Annotated in this window: 20 protein-coding genes; 17 read left to right on the top strand and 3 right to left on the bottom strand. The window is 60.9% G+C overall.

Going from position 1 to position 21,178, the window contains the following annotated elements:
* From hutH to NB231_RS00350, 7 genes are all read left to right on the top strand, one after another.
* Positions 1–1,566: histidine ammonia-lyase (gene hutH / locus NB231_RS00380; protein ID WP_232210354.1), on the top strand; the 1,566-nt coding region annotated here is incomplete at its 5' end.
* Between the two features lie 79 nt (positions 1,567–1,645).
* Entirely contained in the window at positions 1,646–2,566 is a 921-nt protein-coding gene (locus NB231_RS00375) for a cation diffusion facilitator family transporter (protein ID WP_004998651.1), read from the top strand.
* A 141-nt stretch (positions 2,567–2,707) separates the two neighbouring features.
* Complete coding sequence (locus NB231_RS00370; RefSeq protein WP_004998649.1) at positions 2,708–3,076, top strand: DnaJ family domain-containing protein; 369 nt, start codon at positions 2,708–2,710, stop codon at positions 3,074–3,076.
* A 147-nt stretch (positions 3,077–3,223) separates the two neighbouring features.
* Entirely contained in the window at positions 3,224–4,006 is a 783-nt protein-coding gene (locus tag NB231_RS00365) for a 3-hydroxybutyrate dehydrogenase (protein ID WP_040662661.1), read from the top strand.
* A gap of 132 nt (positions 4,007–4,138) precedes the next feature.
* A complete protein-coding gene (locus NB231_RS00360; protein WP_004998644.1) occupies positions 4,139–4,534 on the top strand; it encodes a hypothetical protein in 396 nt (131 codons plus the stop codon).
* Between the two features lie 223 nt (positions 4,535–4,757).
* Positions 4,758–7,169, top strand: coding sequence for a Lon protease family protein (locus NB231_RS00355; protein ID WP_004998641.1), 2,412 nt, complete (start codon positions 4,758–4,760; stop codon positions 7,167–7,169).
* Positions 7,156–8,013, top strand: coding sequence for a universal stress protein (locus tag NB231_RS00350; protein WP_004998639.1), 858 nt, complete (start codon positions 7,156–7,158; stop codon positions 8,011–8,013). The genes NB231_RS00355 and NB231_RS00350 overlap by 14 nt, the downstream gene beginning before the upstream one ends.
* Before the next feature lie 23 nt (positions 8,014–8,036).
* Here NB231_RS00350 and NB231_RS00345 read toward each other — a convergent pair whose 3' ends face one another.
* The gene (locus NB231_RS00345) at positions 8,037–8,354 is read right to left on the bottom strand and encodes a chaperone modulator CbpM (protein WP_040661446.1); all 318 of its coding nucleotides are present in this window, start codon (positions 8,352–8,354) and stop codon (positions 8,037–8,039) included.
* A 418-nt stretch (positions 8,355–8,772) separates the two neighbouring features.
* On the opposite strand from NB231_RS00345, the gene NB231_RS00340 reads away from it, so the two are divergent.
* On the top strand, positions 8,773–9,168 hold the full coding sequence (locus NB231_RS00340; RefSeq protein WP_004998634.1) for an N-acetyltransferase: 396 nt from the start codon (positions 8,773–8,775) through the stop codon (positions 9,166–9,168).
* A 51-nt stretch (positions 9,169–9,219) separates the two neighbouring features.
* Here the strand turns inward: NB231_RS00340 and NB231_RS00335 are convergent, their stop codons facing one another.
* Positions 9,220–9,414: a hypothetical protein gene (locus NB231_RS00335; protein WP_004998632.1), complete on the bottom strand. Its 195-nt coding sequence runs from the start codon at positions 9,412–9,414 to the stop codon at positions 9,220–9,222.
* A gap of 314 nt (positions 9,415–9,728) precedes the next feature.
* Here NB231_RS00335 and NB231_RS00330 point away from each other — a divergent pair, with 314 nt between their 5' ends.
* The 3 genes from NB231_RS00330 (at position 9,729) to NB231_RS00320 (ending at position 12,855) form a co-directional block, all read left to right on the top strand.
* Entirely contained in the window at positions 9,729–10,208 is a 480-nt protein-coding gene (locus NB231_RS00330; protein WP_156776847.1) for a periplasmic heavy metal sensor, read from the top strand.
* Positions 10,209–10,545: 337 nt separating this feature from the next.
* Positions 10,546–11,865 carry an MFS transporter gene (locus tag NB231_RS00325; protein WP_156776846.1) on the top strand — a complete coding sequence of 440 codons (1,320 nt, stop codon included), beginning with the start codon at positions 10,546–10,548 and terminating at the stop codon, positions 11,863–11,865.
* Between the two features lie 207 nt (positions 11,866–12,072).
* Complete coding sequence (locus NB231_RS00320) at positions 12,073–12,855, top strand: PEP-CTERM sorting domain-containing protein (protein WP_004998625.1); 783 nt, start codon at positions 12,073–12,075, stop codon at positions 12,853–12,855.
* Positions 12,856–12,988: 133 nt separating this feature from the next.
* Here NB231_RS00320 and NB231_RS00315 read toward each other — a convergent pair whose 3' ends face one another.
* Positions 12,989–14,866 carry a S8 family serine peptidase gene (locus tag NB231_RS00315; RefSeq protein ID WP_084766182.1) on the bottom strand — a complete coding sequence of 626 codons (1,878 nt, stop codon included), beginning with the start codon at positions 14,864–14,866 and terminating at the stop codon, positions 12,989–12,991.
* Between the two features lie 444 nt (positions 14,867–15,310).
* Between NB231_RS00315 and NB231_RS00310 the strand changes: the two genes are divergently transcribed.
* The 6 genes from NB231_RS00310 (at position 15,311) to NB231_RS00285 (ending at position 21,165) form a co-directional block, all read left to right on the top strand.
* Positions 15,311–15,625: a hypothetical protein gene (locus NB231_RS00310; protein WP_004998622.1), complete on the top strand. Its 315-nt coding sequence runs from the start codon at positions 15,311–15,313 to the stop codon at positions 15,623–15,625.
* Positions 15,626–16,125: 500 nt separating this feature from the next.
* Complete coding sequence (locus tag NB231_RS00305; protein WP_004998620.1) at positions 16,126–17,823, top strand: BCCT family transporter; 1,698 nt, start codon at positions 16,126–16,128, stop codon at positions 17,821–17,823.
* A gap of 18 nt (positions 17,824–17,841) precedes the next feature.
* Entirely contained in the window at positions 17,842–18,135 is a 294-nt protein-coding gene (locus tag NB231_RS00300; protein ID WP_050756032.1) for an Hsp20/alpha crystallin family protein, read from the top strand.
* A gap of 196 nt (positions 18,136–18,331) precedes the next feature.
* The gene (locus NB231_RS00295) at positions 18,332–19,099 is read left to right on the top strand and encodes an AsmA family protein (RefSeq protein ID WP_004998614.1); all 768 of its coding nucleotides are present in this window, start codon (positions 18,332–18,334) and stop codon (positions 19,097–19,099) included.
* 245 nt (positions 19,100–19,344) lie between these two features.
* Positions 19,345–20,145: a cyclase family protein gene (locus NB231_RS00290; RefSeq protein WP_004998612.1), complete on the top strand. Its 801-nt coding sequence runs from the start codon at positions 19,345–19,347 to the stop codon at positions 20,143–20,145.
* Positions 20,146–20,208: 63 nt separating this feature from the next.
* Positions 20,209–21,165, top strand: a complete 957-nt coding sequence (locus NB231_RS00285; protein WP_004998610.1) for a hypothetical protein — start codon at positions 20,209–20,211, stop codon at positions 21,163–21,165.
* Positions 21,166–21,178: the final 13 nt, after the last annotated feature.

The following is a 21,178-nucleotide window of genomic DNA, read 5'->3' as shown; positions in this document are numbered from 1 at the left end:
ATTGACAGATTGAGCTGGCAACAGGCCCTAATAAGGCTGGAGCGCATGCACGCGAGTATCGAGCAGCTGGATCGCCCAACTATCGTGGCCATAGCCCGGCGCGAGGCGTACATTGCCCTGCCGCTGCCGCCGCGGATCGCCCGGCGGATCGACCAAGCGCGCCAACGGGTGGAAGCGCTCGCGGCCGGCGAAGAACCCGTTTATGGCGTGACCACCGGCTTGGGCGCACTGGCCACGACCGCTATTGCGCCGGCGCACCGCCGGACGCTGCAACATGCGCTGCTGCGCAGCCATGCCGCCGGCGTGGGCCCAGCCATCGAGCCGAAGACAGTGCGCGCCATGATGGCCATACGCGCCAAGACCTTGGCCATGGGCTACTCCGGTGTCCGCCGCGAACTCGTTGAAGCACTCGTTCGAATGCTCAATGCCGACGTGCTGCCCGCCGTTCCCGAATACGGCTCGTTGGGAGCGAGCGGCGACCTCGCCCCTCTCGCACATATCGCACTGTGCCTATGCGGGGAAGGTTGGGCTTTGGTCGACGGCGAACGGGTCGCCGCCACGACCGCGCTAACAGATCGCGGCCTCACGCCTGTCGAGCTCGAGGTCAAGGAAGGGCTGTCACTGATCAACGGCACCGATGGCATGCTCTCGATGCTCATCCTCGGGCTTGACCGGTTTGGAGAGCTGCTCGACACCGCCGATCTCACCGCGGCGATGAGCATCGAGGCCGGGTTCGGCACCGATCGAGCCTTCCAAGCCGAGCTGCAGCGCCTGCGCCCACACCCCGGGCAAGAGATCGCCGCCGCGCGGTTGCGCCGGCTCCTGCAGGGCAGTTCGATCCTCGCGCACCATCGCCACTCGACCCACCTGGTGCAGGATGCCTACTCTTTTCGCTGCACGCCGCAGGTGCACGGCGCGGCCCGGGATACCGCCGACTTCGCCACGCAGGTAGCCGAGCGCGAGTTGCGCTCGGTAACCGACAATCCGGTTGTCCTCGCGGACGGCCGCCTTGAGAGCAGCGGCAACTTCCACGGCGAGCCCTTGGCCTTCGCGCTGGATTTTCTCGCCATCGCGGCCGCCGAGCTGGGCGCAATCGCCGAGCGGCGCATCGATCGGCTGTTGGATCCGCAACGCTCCCAGGGCTTGCCCGCTTTTCTCACGCCCGATCCCGGTATCAACTCAGGCCTGATGATCGCGCATTACACCGCCGCCTCCTTGGCCGAGGAAAATCGCCGCCTCGCCAACCCCGCGAGCGTCGGCTCGCTGCCCACTTCGGCCATGCAGGAAGACCACAACTCCATGGGCTGGAGCGCGGGCCGTAAGCTCTATCGTATCCTGGACAACATCACCGCGCTGTTGGCGATCGAGGCGCTGTGCGCGGCGCAGGCCCTGGATCTCAGGGCACCCTTGGCCCCGGCCCCGGCCACCGCCAGCGCGCGTGAACGGCTGCGCCGGGAAGTACCGTTTCGCACCTCTGATGCGTTCGCGGCGCAGGACATCGACGAGGCTGTGCAGCTTGTACGCAGTGGCGCGCTGGTCGAGGCCGCACAGCCGTATTTACGCTAGGCGCGATACGAAAACCACTGACAGCGACCTCGGCAAGCGGGGACAGGTGGACCAACAACTCTAGAAAGGCACCGGAAACATGGCAGCAGGATCCAAAAAGGTCATTATTGCCGCCCTTATCGGCAACAGCCTGATCGCAGCAACGAAATTTGCCGCGGCAGCCGTCACGGGCAGCTCGGCCATGCTCTCGGAAGGTATTCACTCGGTCGTGGATACCGGCAATCAGGGATTGCTGCTGCTCGGCCTCGCCCGATCGAAAAGACCGGCCAATGCGGAGCATCCGTTCGGCCACGGCAAGGAAGTTTATTTCTGGTCCTTCGTCGTCGCTATACTGCTGTTCGCCCTCGGCGCCGGCATCTCCATTTACGAAGGTGTGAGCCACATCCTGGCGCCGCGGCCGATCGTCAACCCCTTGGTCAATTACATCGTGCTCGGCCTGGCCATGATCTTCGAGGCGGGTGCCTGGTACGTGGCCTTCCGGGAATTCAAGCGCGCGAAAGGCAACCGCGGCTATTTAGAGGCCGTGCATGAGGGCAAGGATCCGACGCTGTTCGTCGTACTCTTCGAGGATTCCGCCGCCATGCTCGGGCTGCTGGTCGCTTTCACGGGCATTTTCATCGGTCAGCTGACCGGCAACCTCTATTTCGATGGGGCGGCCTCCATCGTCATTGGTTTGATCCTGGGCGGTACGGCGGCGTGGCTTGCTTACGAGACCAAAGGCTTGCTGATCGGCGAGAGCGCGGGAGCCGATACAGTGAACGGCATCCGCGAGATCGCGCGCACCACCGCGGGGGTCATCCGGGTGAACGAGGTCCTGACCATGCACATGGGACCGGAGTACATCCTGGTCAATATCAGCGCCACCTTCGCGGATGACATCACGGCGACGGAGATCGAGGACAATATCGCCGCCATGGATAAGAAAATAAAAAGCGCTTATCCGTTCATCCGACGCGTTTTCATCGAGGCCGAAGACCGGCATCCACGCGGAGCGGCATAGCGTGCGTCCGCATCCCACCTCAGCCCTATATTCTGGTCCTGCCGTAGGAGATACAGCACGGCCCGGCCACATTCATAGCCTCCTACACTTGGCGAGATTATGCCAAATGAATGATGAGCATCACGGACGCTGGAGAGCGCTTTGACAACATTCGACCGCATTGCCGAGCAGCGCATCGCCGAGGCCATCGAGCGCGGCGAGTTCTCGAACCTCCCCGGCGCGGGTAAGCCGCTCGCGCTCGACGACGATGCGCTGATCCCGGAGGAGTTGCGGCTGGCCTACCGCATATTGAAAAACGCCGGATTCGTGCCGCCGGAAATTGAGCGGTTGAACGAGATCCGCAACCTGCGGCAACTCCTCTCGACCGTCGATGACGAAGCCTCGCGCCGGCGTGCTCTGTTGCGCCTCAATCTATTGATGGCGCAAACTCCGGCCGGACGCCACCACGGCGATTTGCGCATCGAGCCGGCGTACTGCGAGAAAATTGCCGAGCGGCTGGGAAGCTCCTGAATCTGCCGATCTCGCACCCTCCCCCGATAGATTCGGACTACGCGCTCCTGGCAAATTCCCCGAGATAGACCCGATATGCTTAGATAGACGGTGACAAGCCGTGCCGGATCGGCACAGGAGTAATCGCCAATGAACCAAAGAAAAAGCATGCGCTTGCAGGATAAGGTCGCTATCGTCACGGGTGCCGCCAGCGGCATCGGCAAGGAGATCGCCGGCTGCTTTGCGCGCGCGGGCGCCAAGGTGGCGATCGCCGATCTCGATCGCAGCGCCGCCGAGCAGGCGGCCGAAGAACTCGAAGCCGCCGGTCATCAGGCGATCGGCGTCGCCATGGACGTGACCGACGAGGCTCAGGTCGATGCCGGTACCGATAAAGTGGCCGAAGCGCTCGGCGGTATCGACATACTGGTGAGCAACGCCGGCATCCAGATCGTCGATCCAATTGAGGACTTCGACTTCGGCAAGTGGAAGAGGCTGCTCGCCATCCACCTCGACGGCGCCTTTCTGACTACCCGTGCGGCGCTGCGCCGAATGTACCGACAGGGGCGCGGCGGCAGTGTGATCTATATGGGTTCGGTGCACTCCAAGGAGGCCTCGGTCCTGAAAGCGCCCTATGTCACTGCCAAACACGGCCTGATCGGCCTCGCCAAGGTGGTTGCCAAAGAAGGCGCCCAGCACGGGGTGCGCGCCAATGTCATCTGTCCGGGCTTCGTGCGCACGCCCCTGGTCGACAAACAGATCCCCGAGCAGGCCCAGGATCTCGGCATCTCCGAGGAGGAGGTCGTCAAGAACGTGATGCTCAAAGAGACCGTGGACGGCGAGTTCACGACGATCGAGGACGTCGCCGAAGCGGCGCTGTTCTTCGCCTCCTTCGAGAGCAACGCACTCACCGGCCAATCGCTGGTGGTGAGCCATGGCTGGTTCATGCAGTAGCCGCTAGGCCTTGCGCGCGGCCACCTATCAACAGGAGCGCGAGCCTTCGATGCCTTTATTCGGGTTGCTGCTCACGTAAGCGGTGGACTATGCTTCCTGTACATTGGCTGCACGGTGCGATGCGTGGCTAATATGAGCATTGAAGTCGAGCTGTCTACTCTGGCCGATACCGTCGCGCGGTATCGCTTCGCCTACTTGCTCACCGTCGGCGCAGCGGGGCCGCCCCATGCGGTGGCGCTAATGCCCAGGATCGACGGTGGGGTGCTTACCGTAGAGGGTCTCGGGCGGCGCACGCGGGACAACCTCCGCGCGCACCCCACTATCTCTTTGGTCTGGCCACCTGCGTCGCTGGATGAATACTCGCTGATCGTCGACGGAGAGGCCACGGCGAGCGGCGAATCGGCGCGGATCACTCCGACCCGCGCCGTACTGCACCGGCCGGCGCCTCGGCCCGAACCCGTCACTGAGGGAGCCTGCGGATCGGACTGCATCGAACTGCCTCTACCCGTAGAACCGAGCAGCGACTGAATCGGAACGCTCGAGCAATGCCCTGAGCGATTCACTCGCCGGGGCGATGATCATTCAGGATCCGTCAAGCAACGGACCATAAAATGCGCCGCCGGAACGCGTGCTTTGCCCAACAAAAACAGGCCGTTCCACCAAAGCTTGACCTCGCGCTCACGCGATCCAAACTTACCTGCGTGCGGTAGAGACAACCAATGTGCAACTCCGAACAGATAGGAACACCGGAATGGTCATACCCAAGCCGCTGAATCCAGAAGAACTCTATCGGCGCTGTGATCCGAAGTCCTTCGACTTCGAAACCACGGCGGATCTGGGACCATTTAACGAAATCTTCGGCCAGAATCGGGCTCTCGAGACGCTCAAATTCGGTACCGGAATCAACAGCGAAGGCTACAACCTGTTTGTGCTTGGCCCGCCGGGGATCGGCAAACACGAAGTGGTGGAAAAGTTCCTGCGTGCCCGGGCGGCCGACGAGCCCACCCCGCCGGATTGGGTCTACATCAACAACTTCGTCAACCCCCATAAACCGCGCCTGATCGAGCTCTCCGCAGGCCGGGGCAAGCGTTTTCGCGACGATTTGGAGCAGTTAGTTCAGGAGTTGCGCAGTGCCATTCCCGCCATCTTCGAGAGCGAGGAGTATCAGAGCCGGCTGCACGATTTACAGCAAGAGTTCGGCCAGCGCCAACAGGAGGCTTTCCACGAGATTCAGGAGGAAGCCGACAAGCACGATATCGCATTGACCCAATCGCAAAGCGGTTTCACTTTTGCGCCGAAGCGCGACGGCGAAGTGTTGCGCCTAGAGAGCTATCGCGCCTTGCCGGAAGAAGAGCGCCAGGCGTTCGAACGCACCATCGAGCGCCTCCAAGAGCGCTTGCAGCAAGTCATTCAACAAATGCCGCGCTGGCGCAAGGAAACCCAAAATCGAATCAACGAACTCAATGAGGAGATGGCGCTGTTCGCAGTGGGTCATCTCCTCGATGAATTCCGGGCGGATTATCAGGATTGTCCACGCATCCTGGAACATGTGGATGCGATTCAGAAAGACGTGATCGAAAACGTCGGGGCGTTTGTCGGCCAGGAGGATCACAACCGCGCTGCCGAGCAACTCCTCAATCGATACCTGGCCAATGTGCTGATCGACAATGCCCGACAGCAGGGCGCCCCTGTTGTCTATGATGACATGCCGACCCACCAGCATCTGATCGGCCGTATCGAACATCATGTCCAACAAGGGGCCTTGCTCACCGACTTTCGGTTGATTCGGCCCGGCGTGCTCCACCAAGCCAACGGCGGCTATTTGATAGTCGATGTCCGCAAGCTGTTGATGCAGCCGTTCGCTTGGGAGAGCCTCAAGCGCGCCCTGTACTCGAATCAGATCAAAACCGAATCGCTGGAGCAGCTCTACAGCCTGATGAGCACCGTGTCCTTGGAGCCGGAACCGGTGCCGCTCAACCTCAAGGTGGTGCTGCTCGGCGAGCGCCTGCTCTACTATCTGCTCTCGGCCTTCGATCCCGATTTCCTGGAACTGTTCAAGGTGCAGGCTGATTTCGAGGAAGACGTGGCGCGCACCACTGAATCGACCGAGCACTACACCCGCCTGATCGGCACCATGGCCCAGCAAGAGGGTCTGCTGGCACTCGATGCGGGCGGGGTCGCCCGCGTGATCGAGCATGGCAGCCGGTTGGCCGACGACAGCGAGCGGCTCACGACGCATAACCGCGCCATTATCGATCTTCTGCGCGAAGCCCATTACTGGGCGTCGAGCGCCGACAGCGACCGAATCAGCAGCCAACACGTGCAACAGGCCATCGATCATCAGATCTACCGCGCCTCGCGGGTACGCGAAAGCATGGAGCGGGCCATTCATCGCGGCACGATCATAATCGACACTCAAGGCGAAGCCGTGGGCCGCGTGAATGGATTGTCCGTCATTCAGCTCGGCAACTATGCATTCGGTCGCCCGACGCGAATTACGGCGACCGCGCGGCTCGGTCGCGGCAACATGGTGGATATCGAGCGCGAAGCCAAGTTGGGCGGGAATATCCATTCCAAAGGGGTGATGATCCTGTCCAACTTCCTCGCCTCCCGCTATGCCCGCAACCGCCCGTTGTCCCTATCGGCCAGCCTCGCTTTCGAACAATCCTATGGCCTAGTGGACGGCGATAGCGCATCGGTGGCCGAGTTCTGCGCGCTCATCTCCGTGCTCGCCGATGTGCCACTCAAACAGGCGCTCGCGGTCACCGGCTCGCTGAACCAGCATGGCCAAGTCCAAGCCGTCGGCGGCGTGAACGAGAAAATCGAGGGCTTTTTCGATATCTGTAAGAAGCAACGCCTCGACGGAGCGCACGGCGTGCTGTTACCCGCCGCCAACATTCCTCATTTGATGCTCCGCCATGACGTCGTGGAGGCGGTCCGCGAGGGGCACTTTCATGTCTACCCGGTGAGCACCGTGGACGAAGCGTTGGCCTTGATGACCGGAATGGAGGCCGGCGAGCGCGGTTCAGACGGAGAGTATCCGGCCGATTCCGTCAACCACCGGGTCGAGCAGCGCCTGCAGGAACTGGCGGAGCTGGCACGCCGAGTGCACGGCAATAATGAGGAGCGCGTGGAGCAACGCAAGACCAATGGTGACGAGTAATAACGGTACCCACACCCGTATCGAGCGCATCATTGTTTTACTGGATAGCTCGCGGGCCGCGCGGATAGCACTCGATGCCGCCGCCGAGCTTGCCGCCCGGCGGCACACTCGATTACTCGGGCTGGTTGTCGAAAGCACCGACTTGCTGCGCTCGGCGAGTCTGCCCTTCGGCCGTGAAATCGGCTTCACCTCAGGGCGCATCCGAGCCCTGAGCAGCGCGGACATGGAGCGGCGCCTGCGTCAGCAAGCGGAGGAGGCACGCCGCCTGCTCGCCGCCGCCGGGCGCCGGCGCGCCGTGGAATGGAGCCTGCACGTCTGCCGGGGTCAGGTGGAGACGGAAACCCTCGCCGTTACCACGCCAACGGATCTATTGGTACTCGGACGCATCGATTGGGCCCGCGACACCGGCTTGCGGTTCGGCCAGCTCACGGTGCGGATCGCCACGACCGCGAACTGTGCGGTGATGATCTTGGGCGAAGCACCTCAGCCAGCGCAACGGCCAATATTGGTGCTCTATGAAGGGCCCGAAACCGGCGACCGAGCACTCGATACGGCAGCGCTCATGGCGCGCGACGCCAACCAGGCGCTCACGATTCTGCTGCCCCCTTCAGCCGAGACTCAGGTGGAAAGGCTCGAGCAGACCGCCCGCAACTGGGCGCGGCGGCACAAGACAGCGGTGAGCTTTATGCGCCTGCCCAGTGCGGATGCGCCGATCCTCGTTCAAGCTCTGCGCCAAACAGGGGGCCAGGTGCTGATTCTCAGCAGAGCCAGTCATGCGGTGCAGAATCCCGCCCATCGTTCATTGCTCGATGAGATCGTCCTGCCCGTTGTCGTGGTCCCCTGAACCGCCGCCGGATGCCGCGCGGCCTATCCATGGATACCACCCTGCGCTGTTTGTTGGCGCAGCGCGTGCAGTTTGTCCATGAGCTCTAGTGCCAGTGCCGCACCGGGCAGATTGACCCGCAGATCTTCGGTAATGCGTCGCACGACCTGGACGCGCTGGATGGCCTCTCCCGTAAAGCACCATTCTTCCGGGCCGCGGCCGGTAGGGTCGACGATCCCTTCCTCGACCATGTCGATAACCAACTCGGTGCTCGCCCCGCACATGCCGCACAGTTCGTTCAAAGTCAGTGTGATACGCTCATCGAGCACTGTGCCGGTCACCACACTCCCCTGCTCTCGCATAATAGCCACACCCCATGCCTTGCGCGCGGGTCTACGGCCCGCCCATCCGGCCAGTCATCGGCAATCGCACGCGTGTATTTCAGGCACTATCCGACACGCTTGAACGACCCGGCTCGAAGCCGCGCCGAAGCGGTTGTTTCGTCGCCCTCAGGCTTGCAAATAATTTGACCACAGCCACGATGCATTAGCTTCGGAACCCTCGAAAAATGTATAGTCCACAGCGCTGCTCCGGCGCAAGCCAAATGACGCAGCCATGTGTTATTCGAGATTTCTTTCATCCGACTGTTGGCAGCGACAGACCGATTTCTGCCAGCGCGTGCTGGGCAGTCGCCATCCGCTTGCAGGAGTGGTACCGTGCGTCTCGCCGCCGAGCAATCCCCAACCGAAAGGGGCTTGGGCAGTACCATGGAGAGGCTTGATGTCCCCACAAAGCAACATTCACGCCGCCTTCGAGGAGTGGCTCAATGCGACCCAGCCTTGCGAAGCGCCGCGCCCGGAAGATGCAGATTTGAATTTTCGCCGTTATGGCCAAACATCAGCGGTGCTGGAAATGGAGTCGGACTACCTGGTGCTCTGCCGTATCGAGACGGCCCCGCAGCAGCGCGGCCAAGGCCACGCCAACCGACTGCTCGAGTTGCTGATCGGCATATGCGACCGGCATCAGGTAACCTTACTCGGTCAAGCCAGCGCTTATGACGACGATAAGGGAATGAGCCAGGACGACCTGTTCGCCTGGTATGGGCGGCACGACTTCGAGGTCGACCGCAGCCGAACGAGCCAGACCCCATTGGTCTGGTATCCGCACAAGCCCTAAGCAGACAAAGCCGGCGACGAGCAACGGTGCCCCGCCCTCGAGTGAAGGCTTTCAGCCCACCGGGCCTTTGCGCATAGCTTGGCGAAAAAGCGGATAGAACACGGCATCCTTGAGTAGCCAAGCGCACAAAATCAACGCTGCGCTGAGCTCGGAGAGCCAGCCCGTCTCCAGGGTGAAATAAAGGAACAACACGACCAGCGCCGTGCCCGGCAACTGCATCAGCGTGTAGCATATGAAAAGGCGCATAGCTCCTCATTCCTCGGTCTTTACCGATCGGTCAGTGGCCGCCCGTCGCTCGGAGATGCGAAACGATGCGTGGCTCGTTCGCCACGTCGCCACATAGTATACGCTGAAGCCGAGGGGGTTCTAGAACCCTTGCATTTTCAAACCCTCGTCACTACTTAGAAAGTACCATTACACTCGACCAAGAGGACGCTATGCGTAAGATACGGATGCATCCCTTCGTTCAATCCCTTGGGCTCTTGCTGCTTTGCCTTGCAGTGGGATCCGGCTCAGCGCTAGCTAACCACCACGACACGGGGGCTACGGGCCATCATCAAATGGGCCATGCCCACCACATGCACGGCGGTATGTGGGGGGTGGACATGCTCGCCTACGTACCCAAGGCGATCCTGTTCCAGAAAGACCTCCTCGGGCTCTCCGAGGAGCAGGTTCAGAAAATCCGCTCCATTAAAAAAGAGATGAACCAGGCCGGCGACAACCATGACGCCATCGAGAAGATTCACGAACAGCTAGAATCGGCTTTCAAGGGAGGGCAGTTCGATCTCGCCACCTATGAGTCGGCCCTGAAGCAGGCGGCCGAGCATGCCGTACAAACGCGCACGGAGACCGCGCGCAAGGCCCAAGATGCATTGCAGGTTTTGAACGACGATCAGCGCACACGCTTTCTCTACAGCATGCAGGTCATGCACCAGTGGAAAGAAATGCACGGAATGAAGCATAAGATGCATAAGCATAAAATGCGTGGACATGGGATGGACAAGGAAAGCGCGAGCAAGGAAGCCGAGCAAGAAAACTAACCGCCACAGGCTGTGTCGCGTCGACCCCGCTCAATGTGAGCGGGGTCGACTCGTTTCCCAGAGCGGTCAGCCGAACGGCTCGCGGCAACTCCGAACACACCTTCCCCCTCAGGAAACCCGATCAATTTGTCCCAAAACACAATAGAACCACACGGAACCTGACAGTTAGAAACGATTTTGAACAGCATTAGCTGGCTGGAGGACGTAAACCAGGGCGGGATTGCGTAATTTAATCTCCCTTTTGCAACAGCAAGATGGATCCCAGCCTACGCTGGGGTGACGATGCGAAGTGTGATTTTTCGAGATCCCAATAACGCCGTCAAGCAAGGAAACCGCCATGACGAACCCGGCAACGAATGCCTCCCCATCATCATCCCCTTACACACTGCATGGCTTGCCGAGCACGGGCCTTATTATGGGCACCTGGGGGTTTTTCATCGGCTTCGCCGCAGTCTCACTTTACGGACCGGCGGCAAAATACTTCCAGGAACAGATGCAGCTCAGCGGCGTGGCGCTGGGAATGCTGCTGGCCGCCCCACAGCTGACCGGCTCGCTGTTTCGCATTCCCTTCGGCGCCTGGGTGGACCGGGTCGGCGGGCGGGCTCCGATGCTCACCTTGCTCGGACTCTCGCTGCTCGGCATGTGGGGACTGGTCTTCATCCTCTATGCAGTGCCCGAGATCACGGCTCGGCACTACCCTCTCGTCGTTTTCTTCGGTTTTCTGAGCGGCTTCGGGGTAGCCTCCTTTTCGGTCGGCATACCGCAGGTATCCTACTGGTATCCGCAACGCCGCCAAGGCACCGCCCTGGGCACCTACGGCGGCCTGGGCAACCTGGCTCCCGGTCTTTTCACCTTGGCGCTGCCCTTCGCCATCGCGGGCTGGGGGCTGGCGGGCTCCTACCTCGCCTGGTTCCTGTTTTTGCTCATCGGCACACTTGTATACGCCATATGGGCGCGTGATGCGTATTATTTCCAGCTCCGCAAGCAGGGCGCCTCGCCCGAGGCAAGCCGCAAAATCGCCGCAGCGCACGGTCAGGAACTCTTCCCTCGGGAAACCGTGTGGCAGGCCATCATTGCCGCGGCGGAGGAGCCCCGCACCTGGGGCCTGGTCGCACTCTATTTCACCTCGTTCGGCGGCTTCCTCGCGCTCACCGTCTGGTTTCCCATCTATTGGGCCAATCTGCACCAGATGAGTATCCTGACCGCCGGTCTCCTCGGCGGAGTCGGGTTTTCCCTGCTCGCCGCAGTCATCCGCATCTATGGCGGAGTGCTCTCCGAGCGGTTCGGCGGAGAGCGCACGGCGTTGCTCGCATTCAGCGTGGTGCTCGTGGGAGCGTTATTGCTCACCTTTATCGTGGATTTCCGGATCAACCTGCTCGGCGAGATTCTGATCGGACTCGGCATGGGCGTAGGCAATGCCGCGGTATTCAAGATGGTGCCCAAATACGTGCCCGAAGCGGTGGGCGGAGCCTCGGGGCTGGTCGGCGGCTTGGGTGCTTTCGGTGGCTTCCTCATCCCGCCGGAGCTCGGTGCCACCGTGGACGCCCTGGGCAAGGCAGGCTATGCGGGCGGCTTCTTCGCCTATGTAGTACTGGCGATCATGGCGATTGGGGTCTGCTGGTATTTCATCCGACTCGATGCGAAGGCCCGGGGCTGAGAGATGGGCCATATCGAACTGCGCTTGTATGAGCCGATGTCGATAAATCTTACATGCTCGTCGTTTGAGCGCAGAGCCTATTTTACAATCTGTTGATAAAATTATTTAAATATTTATTGGCATCTATATTGCTTATTAGAGCGTTACCCACTAGTTGGGGCATGCCTTGAATATCAACAACGTGCCACGTAACGAGGAGTGGCAGAAATGAAAGTTAAAATAATCTACAAATTAGCCGGCATAGCGCAAGGATTGCCCGGGCTAATGGCTTTGTTCACTCTGGGGCTTGCTGCATCGCTTTTCACGCCGGGAGGACAGGCGAACGCAACGCCGATCGGGCCGACCTGTAACGGCACGGTCGGGGATGAAAACCAGGGCGGGAGCTGCCAGGGCGCTACCTACACTCTGACGTTCGACGGCAACGCATTGCCGGATTCGGATCCCAATCACGAAACCTACCGGATTACCTACACCATCGATACGACCAACTACGCCAGCTCTGGTCCAAATCCAGGTGTAGCCATAGACGCAGCCGCCATCAAAGTGAGCTCAAAGGTATCTGCTGCGTCCCTCTTTGATGCACCCCAGGCGGACGGTTCGGCCGGCGGGGCAACCAGCTGGGCTCTCATTGCGGGAGGGATCAACGCCAATGGTTGCTCCGGCGCCGGCGGTGGATTTGAATGCGCGGATTGGACCGCATCCGGTAATGGCGCGGCGGTCGGCGGCATTCTCAGCTGGATTTTCGATATCACCGTCGACAATGGTGATCTGTTTGCCGTGGATTCCTGCACGACAAATAGTTGCCCGAGCATCAAGGCGCGCTATGTGGACGCCAGTGGGAATAAGACCGGTGACCTTGTATCGGAGCCCATCACGCTACAAATCGAGGATCCACGTCCCCCGACCAGCATCCCCGAGCCCGCGACGCTGCTGTTGCTGGGTTGCGGCCTGCTGGGCTTGGCGTTGCTGCGCCGGCGGCTGGAGAACTAAGCAGAGACTCGACTAAAAGAAATCGGGCAATTCACCGTGGCGCGACGGCCCGATGCAAAGAAGGGCACCTAAGAAATCAAGCTCCCCAAGGTGCCCCTCTTTTTCCCAAGATTCGCGCGATGCTCCGTGCCGGCTACCTCGACTGGCCGCGGCCATTGCCACGGCTGCCCTTCGTGCCATCCCCATCGACGATAACCGTAACGGACGCGGCAGCCCTATTGCCGGCGGTATCGGTTGCCAAGGCGCTCACTCGGTGCGACCCCGAGCCGGCTTTTTTGGCGTTCCAGCCGCACGAGACGCTTAGGGTGCCGACACATTTCAGCACGCCGTCGAGGTAAAGCCGAACCTCGACCACCTCGACATCATCGCTCGCCGTCGCCGAGAGGGTTTGAGGCCCGCTCACGGTGGTGCCGTCGGTCGGACTCGAAATGCTCACTTGCGGCGGCACTGTGTCTGGTCCCGCGTCGTTGGCGACCTGGACCGTGAGAGCATCGGACTCACCCCGATTGCCGGCTTCATCGTAGGCGTACGCCAGCAAAGTAGCCGTGCCGTCGGCCACTTGGGTCGAATCCCAGGTGAAAGCATAAGGCGCAGTCGTCACCGTGCCGACCAGTTGGTTGGCGGCGTAGAGTTCGACTCGGCTGACCCCCAGATTGTCGGTCGCATTCGCGGTCACGTCCACCAGGCCCGATACGGTACTGCCGGCGCCGGGCGAGGCGATGGCGACACTCGGCGCCTCGTTATCCTGCGAGGAGGATTCCGCGGCAAGCGCCACCGCGGCGGCCGCGTCCACACGACCGTAGCCGTAGTACGGGTCCCAGCCGGAGTTACCGAGGTCTTTTGCGCTCTGGGTCAGCACGGCGGCGATTTGATCGGGCGACAAAGCGTTGTTGGCACTGCTGATCAACGCCGCCACCCCCGCCGTTATGGGGCTGGCGAACGAGGTTCCGGAAGGCGCCCCGTAACCGCCGCCGCGGCTGGTCGTCCAGATGCCGACCCCGGGAGCGGAGACATCGATGTATTGCCCGAAGTTCGACCAACTGGGCCGGGTGTCACTGCTGGTGGTCGCCGCGACGGCGATGATCGAGGGTTCTGCGCCATAGCCGGGATTGCGGCCGCTGTTGCCGGCCGCCACGACCACCACACCACCACGGTTCTTCATGTACTTGGCCGCATTGTCGACGGTCGGGCTGCCGCTCGCATCATAGCTGACGTTGGCGACCCGCGCCCCATGATCCGCCGCCCACATGATGCCGCTGGCGATGTCGCTGAGGTAGGCCCAACCATCGGAGCGGTTAGTGATCCGAATCGGCATGAGGCGCACATGCCAGGCGACGGAAGCGACCCCGATGCCGTTGTCGCTGACCGCGGCGACAGTCCCAGCGACCTGGGTGCCGTGGCCGAAAATATCCTGGGTATCACCGTTGTTCGAGGCCACGTTCCAACCGGCGACGAGATTATCCGCGAGGTCCAGATGAAAGGGGTCCACCCCCGTATCCAATATCGCCACGGTCACCCCATCGCCGAGCGCGGTATCCCACGCGCTCGGCGCCTGAATTTTGGGCAAGTGCCAGGCCTTCGGGTAATTGGGGTCATCAGGAAGCGTTTGGCCGACCGGGACCAGCGCATCGACCTCGGCGAACTTGATGTGCGGATTGCGCGCCAGCGCCCGCGCCACTGCTTGCTCGGCCCGCGCCGGAACCTGCACGATCCGCACCTTCAGCCGTTGCAGCCGGCTGGCGGCACGGGCGGCGCGCCCTCCTGCCCGATTCAAAATTTTCTCCAGCACATGCTCCGGCAGACCGCCGCGCGGCTGCACCAGAATATGCCCGCGGGCCCAGCGCTCGGTCGGTTGCGCCCCAACCGGCCCCGCGCTCAGCACTGCCAGACACGCCGCGGCAAGCCCCCATATGATCGCCCGGCCGCCAGCACCTCTGGGGCGGTCTTGGCCAATGGTTTGCCGAGCTGAAACGGTGATCTTTCTACTATCCCTTCGATGGTATCGGTTCATGCTGGGAAATCCCCTAGCCGTGTTCTCGGGAACCGTGCTGTTTCGTTCGCTTTTGTCTTCGTTTCAGCGCATGATCTGGAACGCGTTCTTGCCTGACCGAGGCCCAGTCGGCAATTTCCTCCAGACACCGGTCGAACGACACTATAAAAGTGATGTGTTTCGCACTTGGCGAACTGGCTCGGCCTGCGATGGGCTTCCGTGGCTACCGGCGGCGAACCCGCCAAAGCGATGGCCGCGGAAGGAAAACACCTTGGAGCCCAATCCACTAACGAGCGAATTCCACCCGTACTGAAAATCCGGGGAAGCAACATGGGCTTTTATAAGGCTGGATCTAAACGGCATCCTTGAACCCGCGTATTGAACTGCCTACGTTCTAGCGGGTCTCAATGGGATAGAGGCCGTGGGGTAAGAGCGGGGCGGAACCTAAGAAAATAGGTGAAGCCGATGAAACGCAACGTGATTCGTATTCTGGTGGCTGGAGTAGTGATCAGCAGCGCTTTTGCATTGATCGGCTGCTCTCCACGTAACACGACCACTACTTACCAAACCCAACCCACCCTAGCGGTGGCACCAAGCGCCGAATGCGCTGGTTGTGGCGCGATCACGTCAATCGATCGCACCGGCGGCGTCTATGATGACAGTGCCTATCGGGTGAGCATAAAGCTTGATAACGGCGGGACACAGACGCTAACCCAGACGACTCAGCCGCCGTTTCGGGTCGGTGATCGCGTTCAAATCCTGAACCAGCCGGTCCAATAACAGCACGCGCGCCTCCAAATGAGGACAGCACGGCCTCCGCCCGGTCGACACATTACCGGGCGGAGCGCCGGCGCTGAGCGAAACGCAAGCACCCTCACGACGACGACATAACCGCAACTCTCGCCTAGCCCGGGAAATTCATGAATCACACACGCCCTCGCTTGCCCCTTGAATCCACAGGAGTTTTTGCTCAGTCGGCCGTAATCACCGATACGCCACTCCTTCACAAAAACTCCTGTGAATCCACAAGCTGCACAATCATTAATCATCGCGCGGATTCATGAATTCTCCGGACTAGATTTACTTACCTTATCTACCGGTTTGCACCCATGTGCCTTCTACCCGACAGCGTACCGCTCAGCGTCTCAACCGGCGCGACGCCCCCTCTGCTCGACCCCCGCTATTCGCGTACAGCCAAACCGATGACTATCCTCCTTGACTCAGCCTTGCTTGTGCTTTAGCTGCCTTAGGAAAAACCAGCGATCGGAAAGAGGGACTTCATGCCAGAGAAGATACGCGCCTACTTGAATGAGCATACCAACCCACCGGTATTCATTACCTCCGGGCTGGTCATGATCATGCTGGTTGCGCTCGCCGTGGCATTTCCGAGCCGGTTTGGAAAAATTGCAAATGATATCCAAGACTTCATCACCACCTACTTCGGTTGGTTCTACATCCTGGGCACGACGTTCATCCTGGTGTTCGTGGTGCTGCTCATGTTCAGCCGCTACGGCCGCATCCGGCTCGGGCCGGACGATGCCAAACCGGATTACGCTACCTGGCCTTGGGTTTGCATGATGTTCACGGCCGGCATGGGGATCGGGCTCGTCTACTACAGCGTCGCCGAGCCTATCGCCCATTTCAAGAATCCGCCCCTGGCGGCGGGCGGTACCGAACAGGCCGCCGTCATCGCCATGAACTACACGATCTTTCATTGGGGGCTACATCCCTGGGCCCTCTACAGTTTGTTGGGACTGGCACTGGGCTATTTCTCGTTTCGCAAAGGGTTACCGCTCAAGCCGGCGGCCGCGTTCTACCCGCTGTTGGGTGATCGTATCTACGGGCCCGCCGGCCACGGCATCGATATCCTGGCGGTGTTCGGAACGCTGTTCGGGCTCGCAACCTCGATCGGGTTCGGCGCGACCCAGATCACCGCCGGTCTGAACGTACTGTTCGGCATCCCGAGCAACCTTACGGTGCAACTGCTCGTTATCGCCACGGTCGAGGCGGTTGCCATCACCAGCATCATGCTGGGAATCGACGCCGGCATCAGGCGTCTCTCGGTCATCAACATGTGGCTTGCCATAGGGCTGTGCGCTTTTGTATTTGCGCTCGGCCCCACTCTCCACATACTCAACTCCATCGTGAGCGACACTGGCTATTATCTCCAGCATCTACCGCAGACCAGTCTGACCGTCTTCCCCAACGGTCCGGGCGCCGAGTTTCAGGCGACCTGGACCTTGTTCTACTGGGGCTGGTGGATCTCCTGGTCACCTTTCGTAGGGATGTTCATTGCCCGCATATCCTACGGCTACACAATCCGCCAGCTCATCGCAGGCACACTGCTCATTCCCACCGGTGCCTCGATCGTCTGGTTCGTCGTATTCGGCCGCACCGCGCTCGAGGCTTTACTGGACGACGGCGGCAATCAGGCTTTATTAACCGCGAGCGCCCCCAAAGCCATTTTCGTACTGCTGGAGCAACTCCCGGTCACCGGGCTCATAGCCGTAACCGCCGCGGTGGTCACGATCACCGTCGTGACGCTGTTCTTTGCCACCTCCTCCGATTCCGGCTCGTTGGTCGTCGATATTCTCACCAACGGTGGCGACCCGCACCCGATTTGGCAGCAACGGCTGTTCTGGGCGGTAATGGAAGGCCTGATTGCGGCGGTGCTGCTGATCGCCGGCGCCGCCACCGGCGGAGACGCACTCGGGGCATTGCAAACCGGCGCCGTCACCACGGGTTTGCCGTTCTGCGCCGTGCTTTTGCTCATGTGCTACACCCTGTACAAAGCCCTGAGTCAGGAGCAATTACCGAATCGTATATCGATGGTAGACGATCGCAGCGAGTCCGAAGAGTCGAGCTCCACCTGCGGTGCTCGGGGTCAAGCGCCCGAGCAGCCGACCCGCAGGCCGCGACCCGAACCCGGTGAAAAAGCCGGGCAGTCTACCAACAGCGCAACCAGGAGGGGGCGATGAGCACGCCGCGGCGATCTGGTGATCCGCTGCGAGCCCGCGGGATTAACGCGCGTGGGCGCGGATATCAGCGTCGCCAATAGCATGCTGACCATCGCCGGTGCGCGCCAGTGCATGCCGAACGAGGAGGCCATCACCTACTACACTCAGGAGCGCCTCCACGGTCCGCTCCGGCGGGGTATGGTCCTCCCCGAGGGCATCGGCAAAAGCAACATCACCGCCTGCTTCGACAACGGCCTGCCGGAGATCGCCCTCAAAGTCGGAGCGGCCGGAACACCGCAGCACATCGATATCGAAATACGGAATGGAAAGTAGCGCGCCGCTCTTCGCGGTCATGGATCAATGCAGCACATCGCTTTTAATCCGTCGTTTGCTATTGCGACACTCAGCGCCGAATATCCGGTAAAGTTCAGACGTCCGAACAACAACCACACGAACAAACAGGTGATGCCGCTATGACAAGCGACTCGCCAAAATTCCGGCACCATTCTCATTTTCTAAGGAGTAGCAAATGAGCAGACCTGGCAAGATCGTACTCGGCTTGGTCGGCACACTGATCGTGCTCGTCATCATCGCCGTTGGCTTGGTTCTTTTAAATATTAACAGCAGCATAAAGTACGCCGTCGAACAATACGGCCCATCGGTGACCGGAACGCCGGTCAATCTGAACAAGGTTGACGTGGCGCTGCTCTCCGGCAAAGCCGAACTCCACGGCCTCGAGATCGGTAATCCGGAGGGCTTCGATTCGGATTATGCCTTCAAGCTCGATGACGTGAAGATGCACCTGATTCCAGAATCCGTAACCAGCGACACCATTCTGATAGAGCAGATTCTTATCGGCGAAGCAAATTTGAATGCCGAGTTCAAGGGTACGAGCAGTAACCTCCAACAAATCCTCGATAACGTAAAAAAATCTTCTGAACCCGCCACTCAACCTGAACCCTCCACTCAAGAGGAGCAACCGGCCGCTGAAGCCGAGCCGGGGGAAGCTAAGAAATTCATAGTCAAAGAGTTCCGCTTCATCGGTGGTACGGTCACTGTTTCATCCGACCTCGCCAAGATGCAGCGGACAGCCGAGATTCCAGCAGTCGAGATCCACGACATCGGCAATGCCTCCGGCGGTGTCACGGCTGCCGAGCTCACCGAGCAACTGCTACGACCGGTCATCGAAAAGGCGCTGCAAAAAGCCCAAGCCGAAGCGCTGGAACAAGGCACGGAACAAATGAAAAAAAAGGCTCAAGAGAAACTGCAGGATAAGCTAAAGAACCTGATGCAATAGACGCATCATCCCCGTCGCTGCTGCTGATAAAGGCCGCGAACCTTTTCAGCAGCAGCCTCCCCCGGGAGCTCCATCCGCATTGGCTCGACCTGGGAGCGCCCTCTCCATACGGGAGCGCGCGGCCAGCACCCCTTAATCGAATTCGAGTGCCTCGGCGGGCAACCTCCCGGTCCGAAGCTTGGCTCGCTGCTGCCAGGCCGTGCTGAGATGCCCGTACTGTCAATGCTAAATCAAGGAGATTGGTCATGAGCCGCACCCCCATCACCTTAGGCGCGATCTTCGCGTGCGCGCTCGGTCTCGGCAACGCCAAAGCCGAAATCTTTGCCAATGGGCGCTGGATCGATCTCTCCCACGCCTTCTCGGCCGAAACCATCTACTGGCCGACCGCCGAACCGTTCAAACGGGAGACAGTGTTTGCAGGAACGACGCAGGCCGGCTACTACTATTCAGCGTACAATTTCTCGGCCGCCGAGCATGGCGGCACGCACATCGATGCACCGGTCCACTTTGCCGAGGGGCAACGCAGCGTCGATGAGATCCCGGTCGGGCAACTGATCGGCCCCGCCGCGGTAATCGACGTGGCACAGGCGGGCGCAGCCGATCGCGACTATCAAGTGACGGCCGACGACTTCAAAGCCTGGGAGGCCGAGCACGGCCGGTTGCCTGACGGCGCCATCGTGCTCCTGAACACCGGCTCGGCCAAGTGCTGGCCCAATCGCGAGGCATACATGGGCACGGCGCAGCGGGGAGAAGAGGCCGTAGCCAAGCTGCACTTCCCCGGCCTGTACCCGGAGGCGGCGCGCTGGTTGGTGCACGCACGCGCTATCGGCGCCATTGGACTGGACACGCCGAGCATCGATTACGGCCAGTCGAAGCGCTTCGAAAGCCATCGGATCCTGTTCAAAGCCGGTGTCCCGGCGTTCGAGAACGTCACCAATCTCAACGCGCTGCCGGCCACCGGGGCTACGGCCATCGCGCTGCCGATGAAAATCGAAGGCGGTAGCGGGGGGCCACTGCGCATCGTCGCCTTCGTGCCCGCATCGTAGGAGACCGACCGCTCGGGCTCGAGACGACCGCTTGGGCCATACCGCCCATCAAGGACGGAGACCATGCCGATCGTTGAGCGAGACCCGTGGCGGATGCAGTACTTCGAAGGCGTCGCTTGCCCGGATGAGGTGCTGATCCCCACGGAGGATTCGGATGCCTGGCAGCTCTACCCACAGCACCGCTGGATCTACAGTAAGCTGCTGATCTGCGAGAGCCAGGGACTGGCGGTCGCGCCTCATGGGGTGTCACCGCCAACTTATCCGGTCTTCAGTAAGCCGATCTACAATTTACGGGGTATGGGCAGCGGAATCAGCGTGATCCATTCCGCTGATGAGTACGAGCGGCTGCAGACGCCTGGCCACATGTGGATGCCGCTACTGAGCGGCGAGCATGTCAGCACCGACGTCGCCGTCGTAGATGGCGAACCGCAATGGTGGCGGCACACCGTCGGCAAAAGCCTCGACGCCGGGGTCTTCGATTACTGGACGGTGCTGGCCGAGCACCGTCCCGAACTGGAGGCCTACTGCGGGCAGTGGCTGCGACACAACCTGAAAGGCTACAGTGGATTCTTGAACTTGGAGACCATCGGCGGGCGTATCATAGAGGCACATCTGCGCTTCGCCGATCAATGGCCGGATCTCTATGGTCCGGGCTGGTTGGAGGCGGTGGTCGAGCTCTATGTCCATGGACGCTGGCAATATGCGGATACAGCCCGTCGTGACGGCTACAGCGTGGTGCTATTCGGGGGTCATGGTCCTCAATATGAACCCACCGATCCACGGAGCATCGATAAGCTGGCACACGAGCCCGGCGTGTCCAGTATTCAGGTTACCTTCCATGTCGATAAGCCGGCGGAACTGCATGCGATGCCGCCGGGCGGTTTCCGGCTGGCCATCGTCAATTGCTGGGACCTCGGGAGGGGCCTTTGGGTCCGCGATCGGCTGGCGTTGCTGTTCTGGACCGGGCAGCCGCTGGGCCCCCGGCTCGACGGACGGATATCGCCCACGCAAAATACTTGACCACGCGGGTGCG

This window comes from Nitrococcus mobilis Nb-231, assembly GCF_000153205.1.
GTDB lineage: Bacteria > Pseudomonadota > Gammaproteobacteria > Nitrococcales > Nitrococcaceae > Nitrococcus > Nitrococcus mobilis.
This window is presented reverse-complemented; position numbering and strand designations above follow the sequence as displayed.